The 15,384-nt window shown below is 59.9% G+C and carries 19 protein-coding genes; 6 read left to right on the top strand and 13 right to left on the bottom strand.

Annotation, left to right across the window (positions count from 1 at the left end):
* Nucleotides 1–4 precede the first annotated feature (4 nt).
* The 5 genes from OSJ75_RS11550 to OSJ75_RS11570 are packed head-to-tail and all read left to right on the top strand — an operon-like array spanning nt 5 to nt 3,821.
* Nucleotides 5–979, top strand: coding sequence for a YVTN family beta-propeller repeat protein (locus tag OSJ75_RS11550; protein WP_267228151.1), 975 nt, complete (start codon nt 5–7; stop codon nt 977–979).
* A 30-nt stretch (nt 980–1,009) separates the two neighbouring features.
* The gene (locus tag OSJ75_RS11555; protein WP_250018905.1) at nt 1,010–1,507 is read left to right on the top strand and encodes a hypothetical protein; all 498 of its coding nucleotides are present in this window, start codon (nt 1,010–1,012) and stop codon (nt 1,505–1,507) included.
* Between the two features lie 30 nt (nt 1,508–1,537).
* Nucleotides 1,538–2,344 carry an ATP-binding cassette domain-containing protein gene (locus tag OSJ75_RS11560; protein WP_267228152.1) on the top strand — a complete coding sequence of 269 codons (807 nt, stop codon included), beginning with the start codon at nt 1,538–1,540 and terminating at the stop codon, nt 2,342–2,344.
* Nucleotides 2,341–3,198 (top strand): ABC transporter permease, encoded by an 858-nt coding sequence (locus tag OSJ75_RS11565; protein ID WP_267228153.1) that lies wholly within the window; start codon nt 2,341–2,343, stop codon nt 3,196–3,198. Before OSJ75_RS11560 ends, OSJ75_RS11565 begins: the two co-directional genes overlap by 4 nt.
* Complete coding sequence (locus OSJ75_RS11570; RefSeq protein ID WP_267228154.1) at nt 3,195–3,821, top strand: hypothetical protein; 627 nt, start codon at nt 3,195–3,197, stop codon at nt 3,819–3,821. Before OSJ75_RS11565 ends, OSJ75_RS11570 begins: the two co-directional genes overlap by 4 nt.
* A gap of 5 nt (nt 3,822–3,826) precedes the next feature.
* Here the strand turns inward: OSJ75_RS11570 and pqqE are convergent, their stop codons facing one another.
* The 9 genes from pqqE to xoxF5 form a co-directional block, all read right to left on the bottom strand.
* Nucleotides 3,827–4,936, bottom strand: a complete 1,110-nt coding sequence (gene pqqE, locus OSJ75_RS11575) for a pyrroloquinoline quinone biosynthesis protein PqqE (protein ID WP_267228155.1) — start codon at nt 4,934–4,936, stop codon at nt 3,827–3,829.
* On the bottom strand, nt 4,933–5,232 hold the full coding sequence (gene pqqD / locus OSJ75_RS11580) for a pyrroloquinoline quinone biosynthesis peptide chaperone PqqD (RefSeq protein WP_250018910.1): 300 nt from the start codon (nt 5,230–5,232) through the stop codon (nt 4,933–4,935). The genes pqqE and pqqD overlap by 4 nt, the downstream gene beginning before the upstream one ends.
* Nucleotides 5,229–5,984, bottom strand: a complete 756-nt coding sequence (gene pqqC / locus OSJ75_RS11585; RefSeq protein WP_250018911.1) for a pyrroloquinoline-quinone synthase PqqC — start codon at nt 5,982–5,984, stop codon at nt 5,229–5,231. The genes pqqD and pqqC overlap by 4 nt, the downstream gene beginning before the upstream one ends.
* Complete coding sequence (gene pqqB, locus OSJ75_RS11590; protein WP_323748383.1) at nt 5,981–6,922, bottom strand: pyrroloquinoline quinone biosynthesis protein PqqB; 942 nt, start codon at nt 6,920–6,922, stop codon at nt 5,981–5,983. The genes pqqC and pqqB overlap by 4 nt, the downstream gene beginning before the upstream one ends.
* 97 nt (nt 6,923–7,019) lie before the next feature.
* Complete coding sequence (locus tag OSJ75_RS11595; protein ID WP_250018912.1) at nt 7,020–7,115, bottom strand: pyrroloquinoline quinone precursor peptide PqqA; 96 nt, start codon at nt 7,113–7,115, stop codon at nt 7,020–7,022.
* A gap of 70 nt (nt 7,116–7,185) precedes the next feature.
* Nucleotides 7,186–7,770 (bottom strand): PQQ-dependent catabolism-associated CXXCW motif protein, encoded by a 585-nt coding sequence (locus OSJ75_RS11600; RefSeq protein WP_267228156.1) that lies wholly within the window; start codon nt 7,768–7,770, stop codon nt 7,186–7,188.
* Nucleotides 7,748–8,614, bottom strand: coding sequence for a substrate-binding domain-containing protein (locus OSJ75_RS11605; protein WP_267228157.1), 867 nt, complete (start codon nt 8,612–8,614; stop codon nt 7,748–7,750). The genes OSJ75_RS11600 and OSJ75_RS11605 overlap by 23 nt, the downstream gene beginning before the upstream one ends.
* A gap of 1 nt (nt 8,615) precedes the next feature.
* The gene (locus OSJ75_RS11610; protein WP_250018984.1) at nt 8,616–9,095 is read right to left on the bottom strand and encodes a c-type cytochrome, methanol metabolism-related; all 480 of its coding nucleotides are present in this window, start codon (nt 9,093–9,095) and stop codon (nt 8,616–8,618) included.
* Between the two features lie 182 nt (nt 9,096–9,277).
* Complete coding sequence (gene xoxF5 / locus OSJ75_RS11615) at nt 9,278–11,080, bottom strand: lanthanide-dependent methanol dehydrogenase XoxF5 (RefSeq protein WP_267228272.1); 1,803 nt, start codon at nt 11,078–11,080, stop codon at nt 9,278–9,280.
* A gap of 469 nt (nt 11,081–11,549) precedes the next feature.
* Between xoxF5 and OSJ75_RS11620 the strand changes: the two genes are divergently transcribed.
* Complete coding sequence (locus OSJ75_RS11620) at nt 11,550–11,903, top strand: hypothetical protein (protein ID WP_267228158.1); 354 nt, start codon at nt 11,550–11,552, stop codon at nt 11,901–11,903.
* A gap of 102 nt (nt 11,904–12,005) precedes the next feature.
* Here OSJ75_RS11620 and OSJ75_RS11625 read toward each other — a convergent pair whose 3' ends face one another.
* From OSJ75_RS11625 to OSJ75_RS11640, 4 genes are all read right to left on the bottom strand, one after another.
* Nucleotides 12,006–12,854: a quinoprotein dehydrogenase-associated SoxYZ-like carrier gene (locus tag OSJ75_RS11625; RefSeq protein WP_267228159.1), complete on the bottom strand. Its 849-nt coding sequence runs from the start codon at nt 12,852–12,854 to the stop codon at nt 12,006–12,008.
* A 78-nt stretch (nt 12,855–12,932) separates the two neighbouring features.
* Complete coding sequence (locus OSJ75_RS11630) at nt 12,933–13,883, bottom strand: quinoprotein relay system zinc metallohydrolase 2 (RefSeq protein ID WP_267228160.1); 951 nt, start codon at nt 13,881–13,883, stop codon at nt 12,933–12,935.
* Complete coding sequence (locus OSJ75_RS11635; protein ID WP_267228162.1) at nt 13,880–14,638, bottom strand: ABC transporter ATP-binding protein; 759 nt, start codon at nt 14,636–14,638, stop codon at nt 13,880–13,882. Before OSJ75_RS11635 ends, OSJ75_RS11630 begins: the two co-directional genes overlap by 4 nt.
* Nucleotides 14,598–15,362 (bottom strand): ABC transporter permease, encoded by a 765-nt coding sequence (locus tag OSJ75_RS11640; RefSeq protein ID WP_267228163.1) that lies wholly within the window; start codon nt 15,360–15,362, stop codon nt 14,598–14,600. The genes OSJ75_RS11635 and OSJ75_RS11640 overlap by 41 nt, the downstream gene beginning before the upstream one ends.
* Nucleotides 15,363–15,384: the final 22 nt, after the last annotated feature.

Raw genomic sequence — 15,384 nt, forward strand, 5'->3', positions numbered from 1 at the left:
AAAAATGCGACAACACATGTGCCTGCTCGCTGCGACCGCCGCGCTGCCGTTCCTCGTGCAGCCCGGATGGGCCAATATGGTCTATGTCTCGAATGAGAAAGGCAATTCGGTTACGGTCGTCGATTCCAAGACGATGGAAGTGGTGAAGACGATCGACGTCGGCCAGAGGCCCCGCGGCATCACCATCTCTCCAGACGGCAAGACCGTCTATGTCTGTGCGAGCGACGACGACACCGTCGAGATGATCGATACGGCAAGCGGCGAGGTCGTCGGATCGCTTCCATCCGGCCCCGATCCCGAGCTTTTCGTGCTCTCGCCGGACGGAAAGCGGCTCTATATCGCCAATGAGGACGACAATCTCGTTACCGTGATCGATCTGGAGTCGAAATCGGTGCTTGCAGAGATTCCGGTCGGCGTCGAGCCGGAGGGCATGGGCGTGAGCCCGGACGGAAAGACGATCGTCAATACCTCCGAAACGACCAACATGGCGCATTTCATCGATGCTTCGACGCATGAGATCACCGACAATGTGCTCGTGGATTCGAGGCCGCGCTTTGCCGAATTCAAGCCGGATGGTTCCGAAGTATGGGTATCCGCGGAGATCGGCGGCACCGTATCGGTCATCGACAACAAGACCCGCGCCATTACCAAGAAGATCACGTTCGAGATACAGGGCCTGCGCGCCGAACAGATCCAGCCGGTCGGCGTCGCGATCACCTCTGACGGGAAGAAGGCCTATGTCGCGCTGGGGCCGGCAAACCGCGTCGCCGTGGTGAATACGGAAACCTACGAGGTCGAGAAATATATTCTCGTCGGCCAGCGCGTCTGGCAGCTCGGCTTTACCCCGGACGGCAAGTCGGTCATCAGCACCAACGGCCTGTCGAACGATATTACCTTCATCGACACGCAGACCGACGAGCCGATCAAGTCGGTAACGGTCGGTCAATTGCCTTGGGGCGTGGCGGTCGCGCCAAACTAGCTCATAACAATGTTCAAAGGGAGGAATCAAATGTCGAATATCAAGACGATTGCACTGGCAGGTTTTCTTGGCCTGGCGCTCATGCCGGCGTTCGCGTTTGCGCAGGCCGATGATGATGACGATGACAATGCGGCCGGCGAAACCAAGGCCGCCGCGAAAGCAGATGCACCGGCCATCACCAGGGCGAGCAAGACCGTTCCCGAGTTGATACTGGGCTCGAAGGACGACGAGTTCACGGTCAACCAGAAGGATTTCGAGCTCGTCGCCGGGCAAGGCTACCGTTGGAAGATCACGTCGGCCGCCGGTCTCGAATACAAGTTCATGACCGATCTTTTCCGCAATGTCTGGATGAACCAGATCGTCATCAACGACCTCGAGGTGCATATGAACGGCGCGCCGGCATGGCTGGAATTCGATTCGCCCGGCACCATCAATGTGCAGTTCACGGCGGTGCGTCCCGGAAAATATACCTGGTCGGTGCCGGACCTTGCCGACAAGGGCATGAAGGGCACGATCACCATCAAGTAAGGGCAATGGACATCAGGAAAGCATAGGCAGATGGGCGAGAGAGCCACGCTCAAGAACAATGTCGGCCAGATCGCGAACGACAGCCCGGTGGCGGCGCTGCGGCTGGCCGACGTGAACTATTCCTATGGTGCAAGGCGCGTGCTCCAGGACATTTCCTTCTCCATAGGCCCTGGACGCTTCGCGGCGCTTCTCGGGCTGAATGGAGCCGGGAAGACGACATTGTTCTCGCTCGTCAGCCATTTGTTCGCGACGCCGAGCGGCAGCATCCAGGTCTTCGGCAACGATATCAACCGCAGGGCTGGAGAAGCCCTGCGCCACCTTGGCATCGTCTTCCAGGCAAGGACGCTCGACCTCGATCTGTCGGTGAACCAGAACCTTTCCTATCACGCCGCGCTGCACGGCATCCGTTCCGCCGATGCCAGGAAGCGCATCGAGGAACTGCTGCATTCGATCGACCTGCACGATCGCATCAACGACAAGGTGCGCAGCCTGTCGGGCGGCCAGATCCGCCGGGTCGAGATCATTCGCGCATTGTTGCACCGGCCATCGCTATTGCTGCTGGACGAGGCGACGGTCGGCCTCGATATCAAATCGCGGGCTGCAATCCTTGCCGATATAAGGCGCCTCGTCGAGGACACCGGCATCAGCGTATTATGGGCCACCCATCTGATCGACGAGATTGGCCAGGCCGATCAGGTCCTCGTCCTCAGCCAGGGCAGGCTCGTGGCGGACGGAACGGTGCAGGACATCGTGAACGAGGCCGGCGCGACGACGATCAATGAAGCGTTCTCCCGGCTGACGGGCGTTGTTCCTCTGAACCCAGGCAGCCGGCCATGACGAACGCGACCATATCCGCCGAAACCTATCAGCGTCACAGCTTCGGCCTGATGCAGTATCTCGTATGCCTGAAGGGCATTCTCGTCCGGGAGGGCCTCCGTTACCTGCACCAGCGCGAGCGGTTCGTTTCCTCGCTCGTGCGCCCGCTGCTGTGGCTCTTCATCTTTGCCGCCGGTTTCCGCCAGGTCCTTGGCGTGTCGATCATACCGCCATACCAGACCTATGTGCTTTATGAGGTCTATATCACACCCGGACTATGCGGGATGATCCTGCTGTTCAGCGGCATGCAATCCTCGCTCTCGATGGTCTACGACCGCGAGATGGGCAATATGCGCACGCTCCTGGTCAGCCCGTTTCCGCGCTGGTTCCTGCTTGTTTCCAAGCTTCTCGCCGGTGTCGTGGTTTCGATCGTCCAGGTCTACGCCTTTCTCTTGATCGCCTGGTTCTGGGGCGTCAAGGCGCCGGCCATCGGCTATCTGCTGATCCTGCCTGCGCTGTTCCTCGGCGGCATGATGCTCGGCGGCCTCGGCATGCTGCTCTCGTCGATGATCAAGCAGTTGGAGAATTTCGCCGGTGTCATGAACTTCGTGATCTTTCCGATGTATTTCGCCTCATCCGCTCTCTATCCCCTGTGGCGCGTGCAGGAGGCGAGCCCTCTTCTCTACAAGATCTGTCTTTTCAATCCGTTCACCTATGCCGTCGAACTCGTGCGGTTCGCCTTCTACGGCCAGATCGAATGGGTATCGCTGGCCGTCGTTTGCGGATTCACCCTGCTTTTCATGGCTGGCGCGATCATCGCCTATGATCCGTCGCGCGGCCTGACGGTCCGAAAACAGGAAGGAGCACCGAATTGACCCGAACTCGCGCCATCGCGGCGAGTATTGTCGCCTATCTTGCCCTGTGCGGCACCGCATCCTCCGCCATACAGACTGACCCGACCTGGCCCTGCGTGCAACGCAAGGTGCCGGAATTGTCGGTCGCGCAAGTGTGGACCGGACCGGAACTTCCGGAATCCGCCGATGACTGGGACGACGATCCGCAGCTCCGGGCACTGGTGGATGAACTGGCGGCGCGGCGCAATCCGCTGGAAGAGGCGCAACGAAAAATCGTCAAATTTGCCAAATCCCTGCCAAAAGATCAGGCAAATGCGAAACTTCTGCATCTGTTTCGAGGTGTTTTCGATACGCTCGACGGGCAGCGCAGGCAGATCATCTCCGGCATTGCACGCTATGCCGACAAGCAGCGCGAGCTCGCCGATGATCTGCGCACCGAATCCTCGAAGATCGACGCCATGCGCGCCAAATCGGACGTTGATCCCGACGATCTGGACCGCGCCAATGAGCGGCTGACCTGGGAGACCCGCATCTTCGAGGAGCGGGTTCAGTCGCTGACCTATGTCTGCGAGGTACCGACGATCATCGAGCAGCGGCTCTACGGCCTGGCGAAGACCATCGAGCAATCGCTGCACAAAGACTAGGCCGATCAGGCGGGCAGCGTGACCTTGCCGATGCGGCGATAGGTGAATTCCTCCGGCGATCCGGCTTGCGTCGCATCGTCGATGAGCGCGGCCATGCGGGCATGGAGCGGCGACTTTATGCAGGCAGGATCGGTTGCGGCGGCATCGCCGGCGATCGCCATCGCCTGGCAGCGGCACCCGCCCCAGTCGATCTCGCGCCGGTCGCAGCTGCGGCACGTATCCGACATCCAGTCCGTTCCCCTGAAGGCGTTGAACGCCGGCGAATCGTGCCAGATCCGGCTCAGGCTCCAATCGCCGAACCGCTCGAACCGCAGGGTCTTGATCGTGGCGGCGGCGTGGCAGGGCAGAACCGTCCCGTCCGGCGCCACCATGAAGGCGTCCCTTGCCCAGCCGCCCATGCACGGCTTCGGATAGACCGCGAAATAGTCGGGCGTCACGAAGTCGATCGCCATGATGCCCCGCAGCCGCTCCTTCGCATTCTCGACGATTTCGACCTGGCGTTCGACCGCCTCCCGGTCCGGCATGAGCGCCCGCCGGTTCAGCAGCGCCCAGCCCGCATATTGGACATTGGCGATTTCCAGGCGTTCGGCATCGAGGGAAAGCGCCAGCTCGATGAACTGGCCCACTTCCTCCATATTGTGCCGATGGATCGGCGCATTGATCGTCAGCGGCAGGCCGGCGGCACGAACGCGGCGCGCCGTATCGAGCTTCTTTTCATGTGCGCCCCGTGAATTGCCGATCTTCTCGGTCGTTGCCGCGACGGCGCCCTGGAAACTGAGCTGGATATGATCGAGACCGGCCTCCGCCAGTTCCTCGATGCGGCCTTCGGCAATGCCGACACCTGCCGTGATCAGGTTGGTATAGCCGCCGCGGTCGGCAAGACAGGCCACGAGTTCCGCAAGATCCGTGCGCAGTGTCGGCTCGCCGCCGGAGAGGTGCACCTGCAGGACGCCAAGCTCGGCCGCCTCGCTAAACAATGCCGTCCAGCCGGCGGTATCCAGCTCCATATTGGCTTTCAGAAGTTCCACCGGATTGGAGCAATAGGCGCACTGCAACGGGCAGCGATGCGTCAGCTCTGCCAGCATTCCGATCGGCGGCAATACGGTACTTGTCATAGCGACACCAAAAACTTGTCGGACCATTCCTGCAGGAAACCGGTCACGTCAGGGGCAATCTCGTCTGCTTCCGCTGCATATTGCTCTGCCAGCACGGCAATCATCTCGCCGACGTCCCGATGCCCGTCGCAGAGCCGCAATATATCGAGACTTACCTCATTTGGCCAAAAAACCTTCTCGGGAGAGAGCAAGGCCCAGGCTGCGCGTATATTATCATATTGAAGCCGTACATGCGGCCGCAATCTCGGCCTCGACCGGGACGTGACAATGGCTCGGGCGCGGGCAGTGCCGGTCATCTCACCTCCGGCACGAAAGCGCCCGGCGGGACATGGCCATTCTCGCCATAGGCCTGCTGCAGCGCATCCAGCATCGCCCACAACACATCGCACTTGAAGACGAGGGCATCGATGACGCTCTGCTGCTTCTCGGCATTGTTCGCGTGTTTCATCACATAGGCGAGCGCAAAATCGGAATCCCGCGACGCCTGCTCCGGCCGCTTGTCGAAATAGGCGAGGATATCCCTGGTGACATAGTCATATTTCGCCAGCATCGCCGGAACGCGTTCGCCGATGATGACCGGCGAGAACAATTCGGTAAGCGAGGAGGCGACAGCCTCGAGGAAGGTGCGATTGACGCAAAAGTTTAGATAGGCACCGACAGCAAATCGCGTGGCCGGAAGAACGAGCCGCTCGCTTTTCACGACATCGATGTCGAGCCCAAGCCCGGTAGCAAGCTTCAGCCAGCGCGCGATGCCGCCGTTCCAGCCATCATTGCCATCATGATCCTCGATGCGCTTGCGCCACTCCGCCCGGAACTCCGGATCTTCGGAGCGCATGATGATCGCCGCATCCTTGCGCGGGATGACCGACTGATAGGAATAGCGATTCAGCGCCCAGGCCTGCATCTGCCCCTTCGTCAGCGCACCGCTCATCATCTGATGGTGGAACGGATGACGATTATGATAGCGCGCGGCGCCGACGCTTCTCAGCACCTCTTCCAGTTGAGAGGGTGACAATCCTCCACGCGCGGCATCGCCGAACTCACTCAAAGCCAAACCTCCATGCCATCGAATGCAATCTTCCATCCCGCCTCGACGACCTGCGCATGCTCGGCCGAAGCGTCGTCGAGAACCGGATTGGTGTTGTTGATATGGACGAAGATCCTGTTGGCTATCGCAAGGTCCGACAGCGCGGCGATGGACCCGTCCGGGCCGCTCATGTGCACATGGCCCATGCGCGCTCCTGTCTTGGAGCCTATGCCGGCCTCGATCATCTCGTCGTCCGTATAGAGCGTTCCGTCGAAAAGCAGGCAATCCGCCCGCTGCAATCGCGCCTTGAGCTCGTCGTCCACGCGGGCGCAACCGGGAATATAGAATGCCGCCCTGTCGCCCTCCTCGAGCGAGAGCCGCACCCCGACCGTATCGCCCTCTTCCGTGCCGAAACCCGTATCCGCCTTTGCCGCATCCTCAAGGAACAGCGCCACCTTGCCCGGAACGTTGAAGGTTTCGACGACAAGGCCGGTCGGCGTCCCGGACGCGTCGAGCAGCTCGGTGACGGCGCCGATCTCGAGTTCGCGCCGCTGCACGACCGATGTGTCGAGGACGTTGAAGACGGAATTGGAGCGCAGCACGTCAAGGACGCGGCGGGTCGCATATAGCGCGAAAGGCTCCCGCTCCCGCAGGCTCAACAGGCCGGCGATGTGATCGACATCCGCATTGGTCAGGACAACGGCGCGTATCGGCGTCGACCGAAGCGGGCCATCGGCGCGCGGCTGTATCTCCGGAGTTGCGGCAATCTGCTGCCTGATATCGGGTGAAGCGTTGAAGACAACCCAGTCGGTGCCGTTCGCACTGGCCGCTAGACTGGACTGGGTGCGGGGGCGAAATGCAGGATCGCCATTCCAAGCGCCGCGGCTGAGCCTGTAGTTGCAGTTCCATTGGGGAAACCCGCCGCCAGCGGCGGAACCAATGATTTTCAAACGCAGCATGAGCTCATCTCCAGACGGCGAGCGTCTGCTATGCACTAGATCGCAGGTCGAGGCGAAACGCCCTGCGCGGGACACCACGCAGGGCGAGAGCCGGAGTCTATTTCTTTGCCTTCAGTTCAGCGGGCATGTAACGGGTGAGTTCCATACCAGCTGCAACCTGACACATGGTCGGCTTTGTCCAAGTCTTCTTCATGCGAGCCTCCTTCTACCAATGAATCACCGAGGTGATCCGCCATCATACGCCTCGTGGCGCAAGATCAAAATCACAAGGGTTTGTTCACCCTGGTGTCCTGCCCGGCTGCAATCCAGCCATCTGTACCCAGCGGATACCAGAACACGGCGGTGTAACCCCATTCGACTGCCCGCTTGGCCGCATTCCACGACATCCAGCAGTCCTTCATGCAATAGAACAGAACTTTTCGATCCTTGTTCCGTCCGAGATGCGCTTCAAGTCCATTGCGGAAATAGGTTTCCATCTCCTTGTTCAGAACCCCGTAGCCGACATTGGCGAGCCAGATGCTGCCCGGAATATCGCTGCGCACCTTCTCCTTCCACACCGTACCCGCCGGCAGCTTGGCCGGTTTCGGATCATGCGGCAGGACGTCCACGAACAACGTTTCGCCCTTCTTCCACAAATCGATCGTCTCTTCGGTCGAGACGACCTTTGCCCCCTTCAGCGTAGCCGGAACCGGTGCCCGGTACGCCTCCATCCTGTATCCGTCAGGCTCGGCCGCTTTGTCGCTGCCCGCCAGTGCCGGAGCGCCATTGAATGCGACCAGGAATAGTGCCGCAACAACGTGATGCCTCGCGCATTCCCTCCCGCGCCTATTGGGTGATCGGCTTGTCATTTTCATCGATAAGCGGCACATGGAAGTCGAGCAGGATGCGATTGATCTCCTGCTGGTTCTCCCTGATGACCTTGTTCAACGTGCGTTTCCACTCCTGGTCCGAAGGGCGGACGCCCATGGTGATCCGGTAGATCATGTGGCCGCTCTTTTCCTTCGCCAGCGACACCACTGCCAGCTCAGGGTCCATCTTGTGTGCGTAATAGCCCGCCATCGGCCCCCAGAGGATGGCAACGTCTATCTCGCCCTTCAGAAGATCCTTGATCATGGCCTCGGCCATCGAGGGCGCCAGCCGCGTATCGACCATCAGCGGGTATGGCTGGACATTGCGCATATAGCCCACCTTGGCGAGATTGGCCGCGGGCGGGGTTCCGGCAACGACACCGATCCTCTTGTCCGCCAGTTTCCTGTCTTCAATGGTGGCGACATCGTCGAGACCCGCGCCCTTCTTGAAGATCATCACATAGGTCGAGCGGTAATAGGCATTGGTGTTCTGCACCAGCTCGTCGCCCTGCGCATAGCCCATGATGATATCGCAGCGGTTCGAGCGCAGCGTATTGCGCACGAAGCCGGTTGCCATCGGATACCAGGTGTAGCTGACCGACTTTCTTCCCGTCTTGGCGGCAACGAGATCCGCCAGTCTGTTCTCGAAGCCGCCGCCCGACTGATCGGAGAAGGGCATGTTCGACGGATCGGCGCAGACGCGCAGCACATTGGGATCGACCAGTTCGCCGGCCGATCCGAGGCCCGCTCCCTGGGCCGACGCCGCATTGGTTGCCGCAGCGGCCATCGCGGCCGCGAAAAGAGCGGAGAACAATGTCCTGGCGAGACTGTGCCGACGCGTCATTCTAGCCACCCATACATGATTTTTCCGCCTCTTTGGCGGCTTCCGGCTTGTCGGCATGCTTTGCCGGGCGGCCCCGCGGCAGATCGCCGACGGCGCGCGCGCGCAGATAGACGTAAAGATCGTCCATGTAGCAGTAGACGTTCTTGTTGTCGCCGAAGGCCGGCATCACCTTTTCATTGCCGCTGCTGAGGTTCTTGCGTCCCCCCGCGACGATCGACATGAAATCCGCATAGGGCATGTTCTTCAAGGATTCCGCCAATGCCGGCGCGAAAGACGATCCCGCCCCATCGGCACCATGGCAGACATTGCATTCGGAGTTGAAACGCCGGTAACCGCTATAGGTATACCAGTCGACCGACCCGTCGCCGTCAATCTTGAATGTCGGGTTTCCTTCCTTGTCCGCATGCTTGCCATTGTCCTCGGACACCGCAGCAGCGGCTTCCTTGTCATCGGCCAGGACACTGCCTTGCGTAGCAAGCATGGCAATGGCCGCGGCTACGGCAAGTAGTCTTGTTCTGATCGGCATTCCGTATCCTCGCATTCCACCGTCAAGCAACGTTGAGCGATGCCAGTCCAGCGGTTGGTTTGATCGACATTTCCCGGTGACACAAAGGGGCCCGGCATCAAAGCCGGGCGCCTTGTTCTCGCGCCTTCAGTTCCCGATCAATCGGGAACCGTGAATACGGTCAATTGACCGCCCAAGGCCGTATAGTCGGAAAGTCCGGCATAGCCACCGACGGCACCGAGACCGTCCGTGCCCTTTGTCAGGCCGGCGGCAAGACCAATTCCCGCCCATCCGCCAACGCCGGAAAGAACGGCAACATATTGCTTGCCCTTGTGCTCATAGGTCGTCACGTTGCCGATGATGCCGGAAGGAGTCTTGAACTTGTAGAGTTCCTTGCCGTCCTTATCGACCGCCTTGAGGTAGCCTTCAAGCGTGCCGTAGAACACGACATCGCCATCCGTCGCCAATGCCCCGGACCAGACCGAGAACTGCTCCGGCTTGGACCAGACGATTTCGCCTTTCGCTGCATCCCATGCGATGAAATTACCCATGCCACCATGGCTGTTCGGTGCCGGGTACATGGAAAGCGTCGCGCCGATATAGGGCTGTCCTGCCGTATAGCTCACGCGATAGGGCTCGTAATCCATGCAGACATGGTTGGTCGGCACGTAGAAGAGCTTGGTCTTTGGCGAGAAGGTGGCAGGCTGCTGGTCCTTGGTGCCGAGAGCAGCAGGGCAGATGCCTGTCGTATTGACGTCTTCGCCCTGTTTCGCGGTCGAGTACTTGTCGACGACGGTAGGCCGGCCATAATCCTTGCTGCTCTTGTCCATGACGACCTCGGTCGCCCAGTTGACAGCAGGGTCATACTTCTTGGCAACAAGCAGCTCGCCGGTTTCACGATCGAGCGTATAGGCGAAGCCATTCCGGTCGAAGTGAACGAGGACAGCCCGATCTTTCCCGTCGATGGGAATATCGGCCAGGATCATCTCGTTGACGCCGTCATAATCCCACTCGTCGTGGGGCGTCATCTGATAGAGCCATTTCGCCTGACCGGTATCGGCATCGCGCGCCATGATGGTCATCGACCATTTGTTGTCACCGGGACGCTGGCTCGGGTTCCATGTGGACGGGTTACCCGTGCCATAATAGATCAGGTTGAGCTTCGCATCGTAGGAGTACCAACCCCAGGTTGTTCCGCCGCCGATCTTCCACTGGTCGCCTTCCCAGGTCTTGGTGCTGGAGTCCTTGCCGACCGGCTTGCCGAGTTCCGTGGTCTTTTCAGGATCGATCAGAGTCTCCTCGTCCGAACCCATGGACCATGCGCGCCAGGCCTGCTTGCCGTCCTTGATGTTGTAGGCGGTCAAAGCGCCGCGGACGCCGAATTCGCCGCCGGAGATACCGACGATGACCTTGTCCTTGACGACCATCGGGGCGGAAGTTCCCGATTCACCCTTGCTGCCGTCGGCTGCTTCGCCGTTTTTCACCGACCATACGGGCTTGCCTGTTTTCGCATCGAGAGCGACAAGCGTCGTATCGGCCTGGTAGAGGAAGATCTTGCCATCGCCATAGGCGACGCCGCGATTGACCGTATCGCAGCACATGATCGGAATGACGTTCGGATCCTGCTTCGGCTCGTACTTCCATAGAATCTTGCCGTCATTGTTCAGGTCAAGCGCATAGACCGTGTTCGGAAAGGGCGCATGAACATACATGATGTCGCCGATGATGAGCGGGCCGCCTTCATGGCCACGCAGCACGCCTGTAGAGAACGTCCAGGCGACCTGAAGATTCTTGACGTTATCCTTGTTGATCTTATTGAGCTTTGAGTAACGGGTATTCGCATAGTCGCCGGTCTGGATTGCCCAGTCCTTCGAATTCGAGATCAGAGCCTGCAGATCGTCATTGGCCAGTGCACCTCCCGCCAATGAGACCGACATGGTACAGACTGCCAGCGCTCGCATGAAATTCTTGTGTACACGCATTTTGAATCCTCCCTATGTTCACATCAATGAACCATCGGACGGAGCTGGTTTTAAAGCAGCGGTCCGCTCCATTAGCTCACGCAAATGGGGAAGTATTTCCGGCAGCGTGTCACGACCTAAGCCAGGCGCGCAGAGGGCACCGTTACTGCCCACCCCGCTTGGCCTACGAAGACTGTCACCACTCCCTTGACGGTAACGTCCTTGAAGCCGGAAACAAGATGACGATAGGAGAAAGATTTAGATTAGGCAAGCGTGTTTCTTACTTTATATTTTTCGCATTGCGAAATGTATTTGCTGCATTGCAGCATATTGCTGCTGGCCGAGTAAACATTTCGCAGCCTGCCTCGACAACATTAATTGATACTTGAGTGGCCGAAAATTCTTGCCATGTATTATTTGGGTTTGCTATTTATCTGGGAAATTTATGTCTCCTGCCCGGAGGACGCCGATGTCCCATCTTTCTCGTCTTGTCGCGCCGCTTGTGTTCGCAGTAGCAGCAATTCACACGGTTGCTCCGGCCGGTGCGGCCACTGATTATCCGACTTCGACACTGGCGGAATATGTCTATGGCTGCATGAAGGCCAACGGCGAAAACCGCGATATGCTTCAGCGGTGCTCCTGTTCGATCGACGTGATTTCGTCCGTCATCACCTACGATCATTATCTGGCTGCCGAAACCTACAAATCCATGGGCCTGGTCCCGGGCGAGAATGGCGTCCTCTTCCGGGAGAGCGCTCCGGCGAAGGCCTCGATCACCGAATTGAAGCGCGCCCAGGCCGAAGCGGACATACGCTGCTTCTAGTGAGCCTTTCGAATCGGAAGTTCATCTGACACTGCTGCAATGCTGTCGTGAACTTCAGATTCGGAACACTAGCCTTTCGGGCCATTGATTCGCGCCTTCCGCTCAGAGGCTCGACGTTGCGACGGGCCATTCGTTCTCGAACTTCTTGCCTTCGGTATCCGCCGCCTCGACCTTGATATCCTCGCCCGGCTTCGCATCGAACTCGAAGCGAAAATTCGGGTCTTCGGAGATAGAAATCCCGCCTTCCATCGACATGATCAGCCGGTCTCCCTGAGACACGGTGAGCCCCTGGATGAAATGGGCCGGGATATAATACCGTGTCACCTGATCCATCTGCAGCCCGGAATTGTTCGGGTGCCTTATCATCAGCTGCATGTCGGTGACGCGCGTCATCGATGTGGACGACAGCGTCTTCGACGAGAATACCCGCAATTTCATCTTGCCGAGATTGGCCATGGCCTCGTCGGCATTCTTGGTGGCCGGCGCCGAACAGCCTCCGGACGCCTTCACGAAAGCCTGGGTCATGTGAAGCTTGCCATCCTCGGTCTCGGCGATGGCGCGGACATAGGAATAGGCGTTGACGCGCAGCCGCGTCGCCAGATGGGTCACGCCGGCATCGGGCCCGAACTTGAACACCGCCGCGACCGGCGCCGGATTCTCGTCGACGATCAGCGTGACGGTCTTGATTCGCTGGTCCTTGGCTGTGTTGAAGCGCAGGTCCACCGGCACGATCGCGGCGTCCTCGGCGCGCTTCGGCGCTTCGATACTGATAATTCCGCCGTCATTTCCGATAGGTCGCTGCCCGAAAACATCGCCTTTCAGCGAATTCCAGGTGGCATCACCCGGACTGGATGTGTCTTCGGCGACTGATGGTTGGGAAACGAGGACACCAGCAACGGCCAAGGCCGCAATGATGATATCGCGGCGCTGCAGGATCATTTTCTCGAACATTCATGCCTCCACCAATAGGACTGGCGGTGCCCGGCTCTGCCCGTCATTGTAGCACTTATCCGGGCGGCGGCAATGGCATCATTGCCATTCAAGCTCGGCATAGGCCGCCGTCGCATTGCGCTGATTATAGTCGTCGAAGAGCTGCCAATTGCCGCGCTCGCTCTCTCCCGCCTTCTTTACCGCCTCCATCATCGGCACTCCTTCGCGGATCGCCTTGCGGACATCACCGATCAGCACGTCGAAATAGCGCTTTTGCCGCTCGAGCACGTCCGGCCAGGGCGACGGAACGGGCCCATGACCCGGCACCGCCATGCTCGCCTCGATGGCCCGCAACATATCCAGCTGCCCGACCCATCCAAGCAGGGAACCGTCAAGCGTCGGCAAGTGCTCGGCAAAGCACAGGTCGCCGGTGAAAAGCACCTTCGTCTTCTGGTCGAATACGGTCAGGTCATTGTCCGTATGGGCCGGCTTCCAGGGCTGAAGCGTAAGTTTACGCTTACCTATATCCAGTTCTTCGACGGCGGACACGAGTCTTGTCGGCAGCACGATGCGGATGTCCTGCATCAGCTCGGCGCCCATGCTGCTCCGATAGCTCTCCAGATAATAATCGCCGCGGCTTTCGAGGGCCCGGCGCAAATTCCGGTGGCCGACGATCGTCACTGTTTCCGCGTCGAAAGCGCCATTGCCGAAGATGTGATCCGGATGCATGTGGGTATTTATCAGATAGCGTATGGGCCTGTCGGTCTGGGCTCTGATGGCATCGATGAGCGCCCTGCCCTCGGCGACGCTGCCACCGCTGTCGATCACCGCGACGGCGTCCTCGCCGATGACGAAGCCGAGATTGCAGATCTCGCCGCGATTGCCGCCATTCATCATCGCCGGCACTCCCGCGAAGGCGAAGACGCCATCCGCAATCTGCTTGACCGGCAATGCGCCCGTCGCGCCTGTCTTCGCATATGCCGCTCCGGTCCCGCACAGGCTGCAGAACGCGGCGGCCTTGAGGAAGTCTCTCCGGTTCGCCCGAATCACGATCCGGGCTCCGGTGCGAGGAATTGTTTGCGGAACGACCGCCGCAGATCGTCTCTCGCCTTCTCGTCGCGCTCGCGCCGCGGCACCGTGATATCGAACATGCCGACGACCTTCGCCGGGCGGGGCGACAGCACGATGATGCGGTCCGACAGCATGATCGCCTCGTCGAGATCATGGGTAACCATCAATGCCGTCGTCGGCCGTTCCGACCAGACCGACAGCAGCAGGTTCCGCAATTGCTGCGCCAATCCCTGGTCCAGCGAGACGAAGGGCTCATCCAGCAAGAGCACGTCAGGCTCGATGGCGAGCGCCCTTGCAATCGCCACGCGGCGCGCCAGACCGAGCGAGAGCTCACCCGGATAGAACGAGCGCAGGTGGTCAAGGCCGAGGATTTCGAGCAACGGGTCGAGATTGGCATCCTTCCGATGCCCGGGCAGCGCCAGCCTTATATTCTGCTCGACGGACCGCCACGGCAGCAGCGTCGGCTCCTGGAACACGGCGCCGACGCGTGGATCAGGCCAGTTCGGCAGCCGCACCGAACCGCCATAGTCACCGTCCAGCCCCATGAGAATGCGAAGTATCGTGGTCTTGCCGCAGCCCGACGGGCCAAAGATGCAGGCGAACCTGTTCTCCGGAACGTCGAAATGCAGGTCGCGCAGGACGTCGATCCTTTCACCCGTGGCGGAGGAGAAGGATTTTTCTTCGACATGGACTTCAAGCCGCGCGGCGGCGCCAGCGTGTTGATGTGCGTTCAAGGGGTTGCACCACCATCAATTCGATTGAAAGCATCACAGCGACGAATGCCAATGTATAGGCGAGAATTGCCGCAACATCGAAGAGCTGGAAAAAGAGGTTGATCTGGAAGCCGACACCGTTGGACCTGCCCATCAGCTCGACGACGAGCACGATCTTCCAGATGAGCGAAATGCCCGACCGAGACGCGGCGGCGATGTAGGGTTGCAGCTGCGGCATGAGAATGTGCCGGAACCGGTCGAAGCCGCCGAAGCGATAGACGCTGGCCATTTCGGCATAGCGCGGATCGAGCGCCCGGGCGCCTTCGCGCATGGTCACCGCGACATTCGGGATCTTGTTCAGCGCCACCGCGCCGATCGCGGCGGCTTCGTTGAGCCCGAACCAGATATAGGCGAGCACGATGATCACCAGCGCGGGAATATTGAGGAAGAGGATGAGCCAGGGATTGAAGAACTGGTCGGCCCGCCGGTGCATGCCGAGAAAAATGCCGATGGCAGCGCCGATGATCATGGCGAGGAGGAACGAAGCCGCCACCCGCCAAAGCGTTATGGCCAGATGGTAAGGCAGGTCGCCGCTGGCCATCTCGCCGAGGAACGTCTGCCACACCAGCAGCGGCGGCGGAAACGAGCGCGTCGGCCAGAGCGTGGCGCCGAGCTGCCATGCCACAAGCAGCGCCGCGAAGGACAGGAGCACCATCCAGATCGGCGCCGCGGCTTGCTCTCCCATCGACCGTCCCAGCGGTTTCTCC

The organism is Phyllobacterium sp. 0TCS1.6A, from assembly GCF_026420825.1.
Classification (GTDB): Bacteria; Pseudomonadota; Alphaproteobacteria; order Rhizobiales; family Rhizobiaceae; genus Phyllobacterium.

Bases quoted from the DNA above. Each gene is read 5' to 3' on its own strand.
- OSJ75_RS11595 (WP_250018912.1), bottom strand. From the start codon at position 7,115: ATGAAGAAGACTTGGACAAAGCCGACCATGTGTCAGGTTGCAGCTGGT.
- OSJ75_RS11600 (WP_267228156.1), bottom strand. From the start codon at position 7,770: ATGACAAGCCGATCACCCAATAGGCGCGGGAGGGAATGCGCGAGGCAT.
- pqqD (WP_250018910.1), bottom strand. From the start codon at position 5,232: ATGACCGGCACTGCCCGCGCCCGAGCCATTGTCACGTCCCGGTCGAGG.
- OSJ75_RS11555 (WP_250018905.1), top strand. From the start codon at position 1,010: ATGTCGAATATCAAGACGATTGCACTGGCAGGTTTTCTTGGCCTGGCG.
- pqqB (WP_323748383.1), bottom strand. From the start codon at position 6,922: ATGCTGCGTTTGAAAATCATTGGTTCCGCCGCTGGCGGCGGGTTTCCC.
- OSJ75_RS11560 (WP_267228152.1), top strand. From the start codon at position 1,538: ATGGGCGAGAGAGCCACGCTCAAGAACAATGTCGGCCAGATCGCGAAC.
- OSJ75_RS11625 (WP_267228159.1), bottom strand. From the start codon at position 12,854: ATGTTCGAGAAAATGATCCTGCAGCGCCGCGATATCATCATTGCGGCC.
- xoxF5 (WP_267228272.1), bottom strand. From the start codon at position 11,080: ATGCGAGCGCTGGCAGTCTGTACCATGTCGGTCTCATTGGCGGGAGGT.
- OSJ75_RS11620 (WP_267228158.1), top strand. From the start codon at position 11,550: ATGTCCCATCTTTCTCGTCTTGTCGCGCCGCTTGTGTTCGCAGTAGCA.
- OSJ75_RS11640 (WP_267228163.1), bottom strand. From the start codon at position 15,362: ATGGGAGAGCAAGCCGCGGCGCCGATCTGGATGGTGCTCCTGTCCTTC.
- OSJ75_RS11605 (WP_267228157.1), bottom strand. From the start codon at position 8,614: ATGACGCGTCGGCACAGTCTCGCCAGGACATTGTTCTCCGCTCTTTTC.
- OSJ75_RS11565 (WP_267228153.1), top strand. From the start codon at position 2,341: ATGACGAACGCGACCATATCCGCCGAAACCTATCAGCGTCACAGCTTC.
- OSJ75_RS11550 (WP_267228151.1), top strand. From the start codon at position 5: ATGCGACAACACATGTGCCTGCTCGCTGCGACCGCCGCGCTGCCGTTC.
- OSJ75_RS11610 (WP_250018984.1), bottom strand. From the start codon at position 9,095: ATGCTTGCTACGCAAGGCAGTGTCCTGGCCGATGACAAGGAAGCCGCT.
- pqqE (WP_267228155.1), bottom strand. From the start codon at position 4,936: ATGACAAGTACCGTATTGCCGCCGATCGGAATGCTGGCAGAGCTGACG.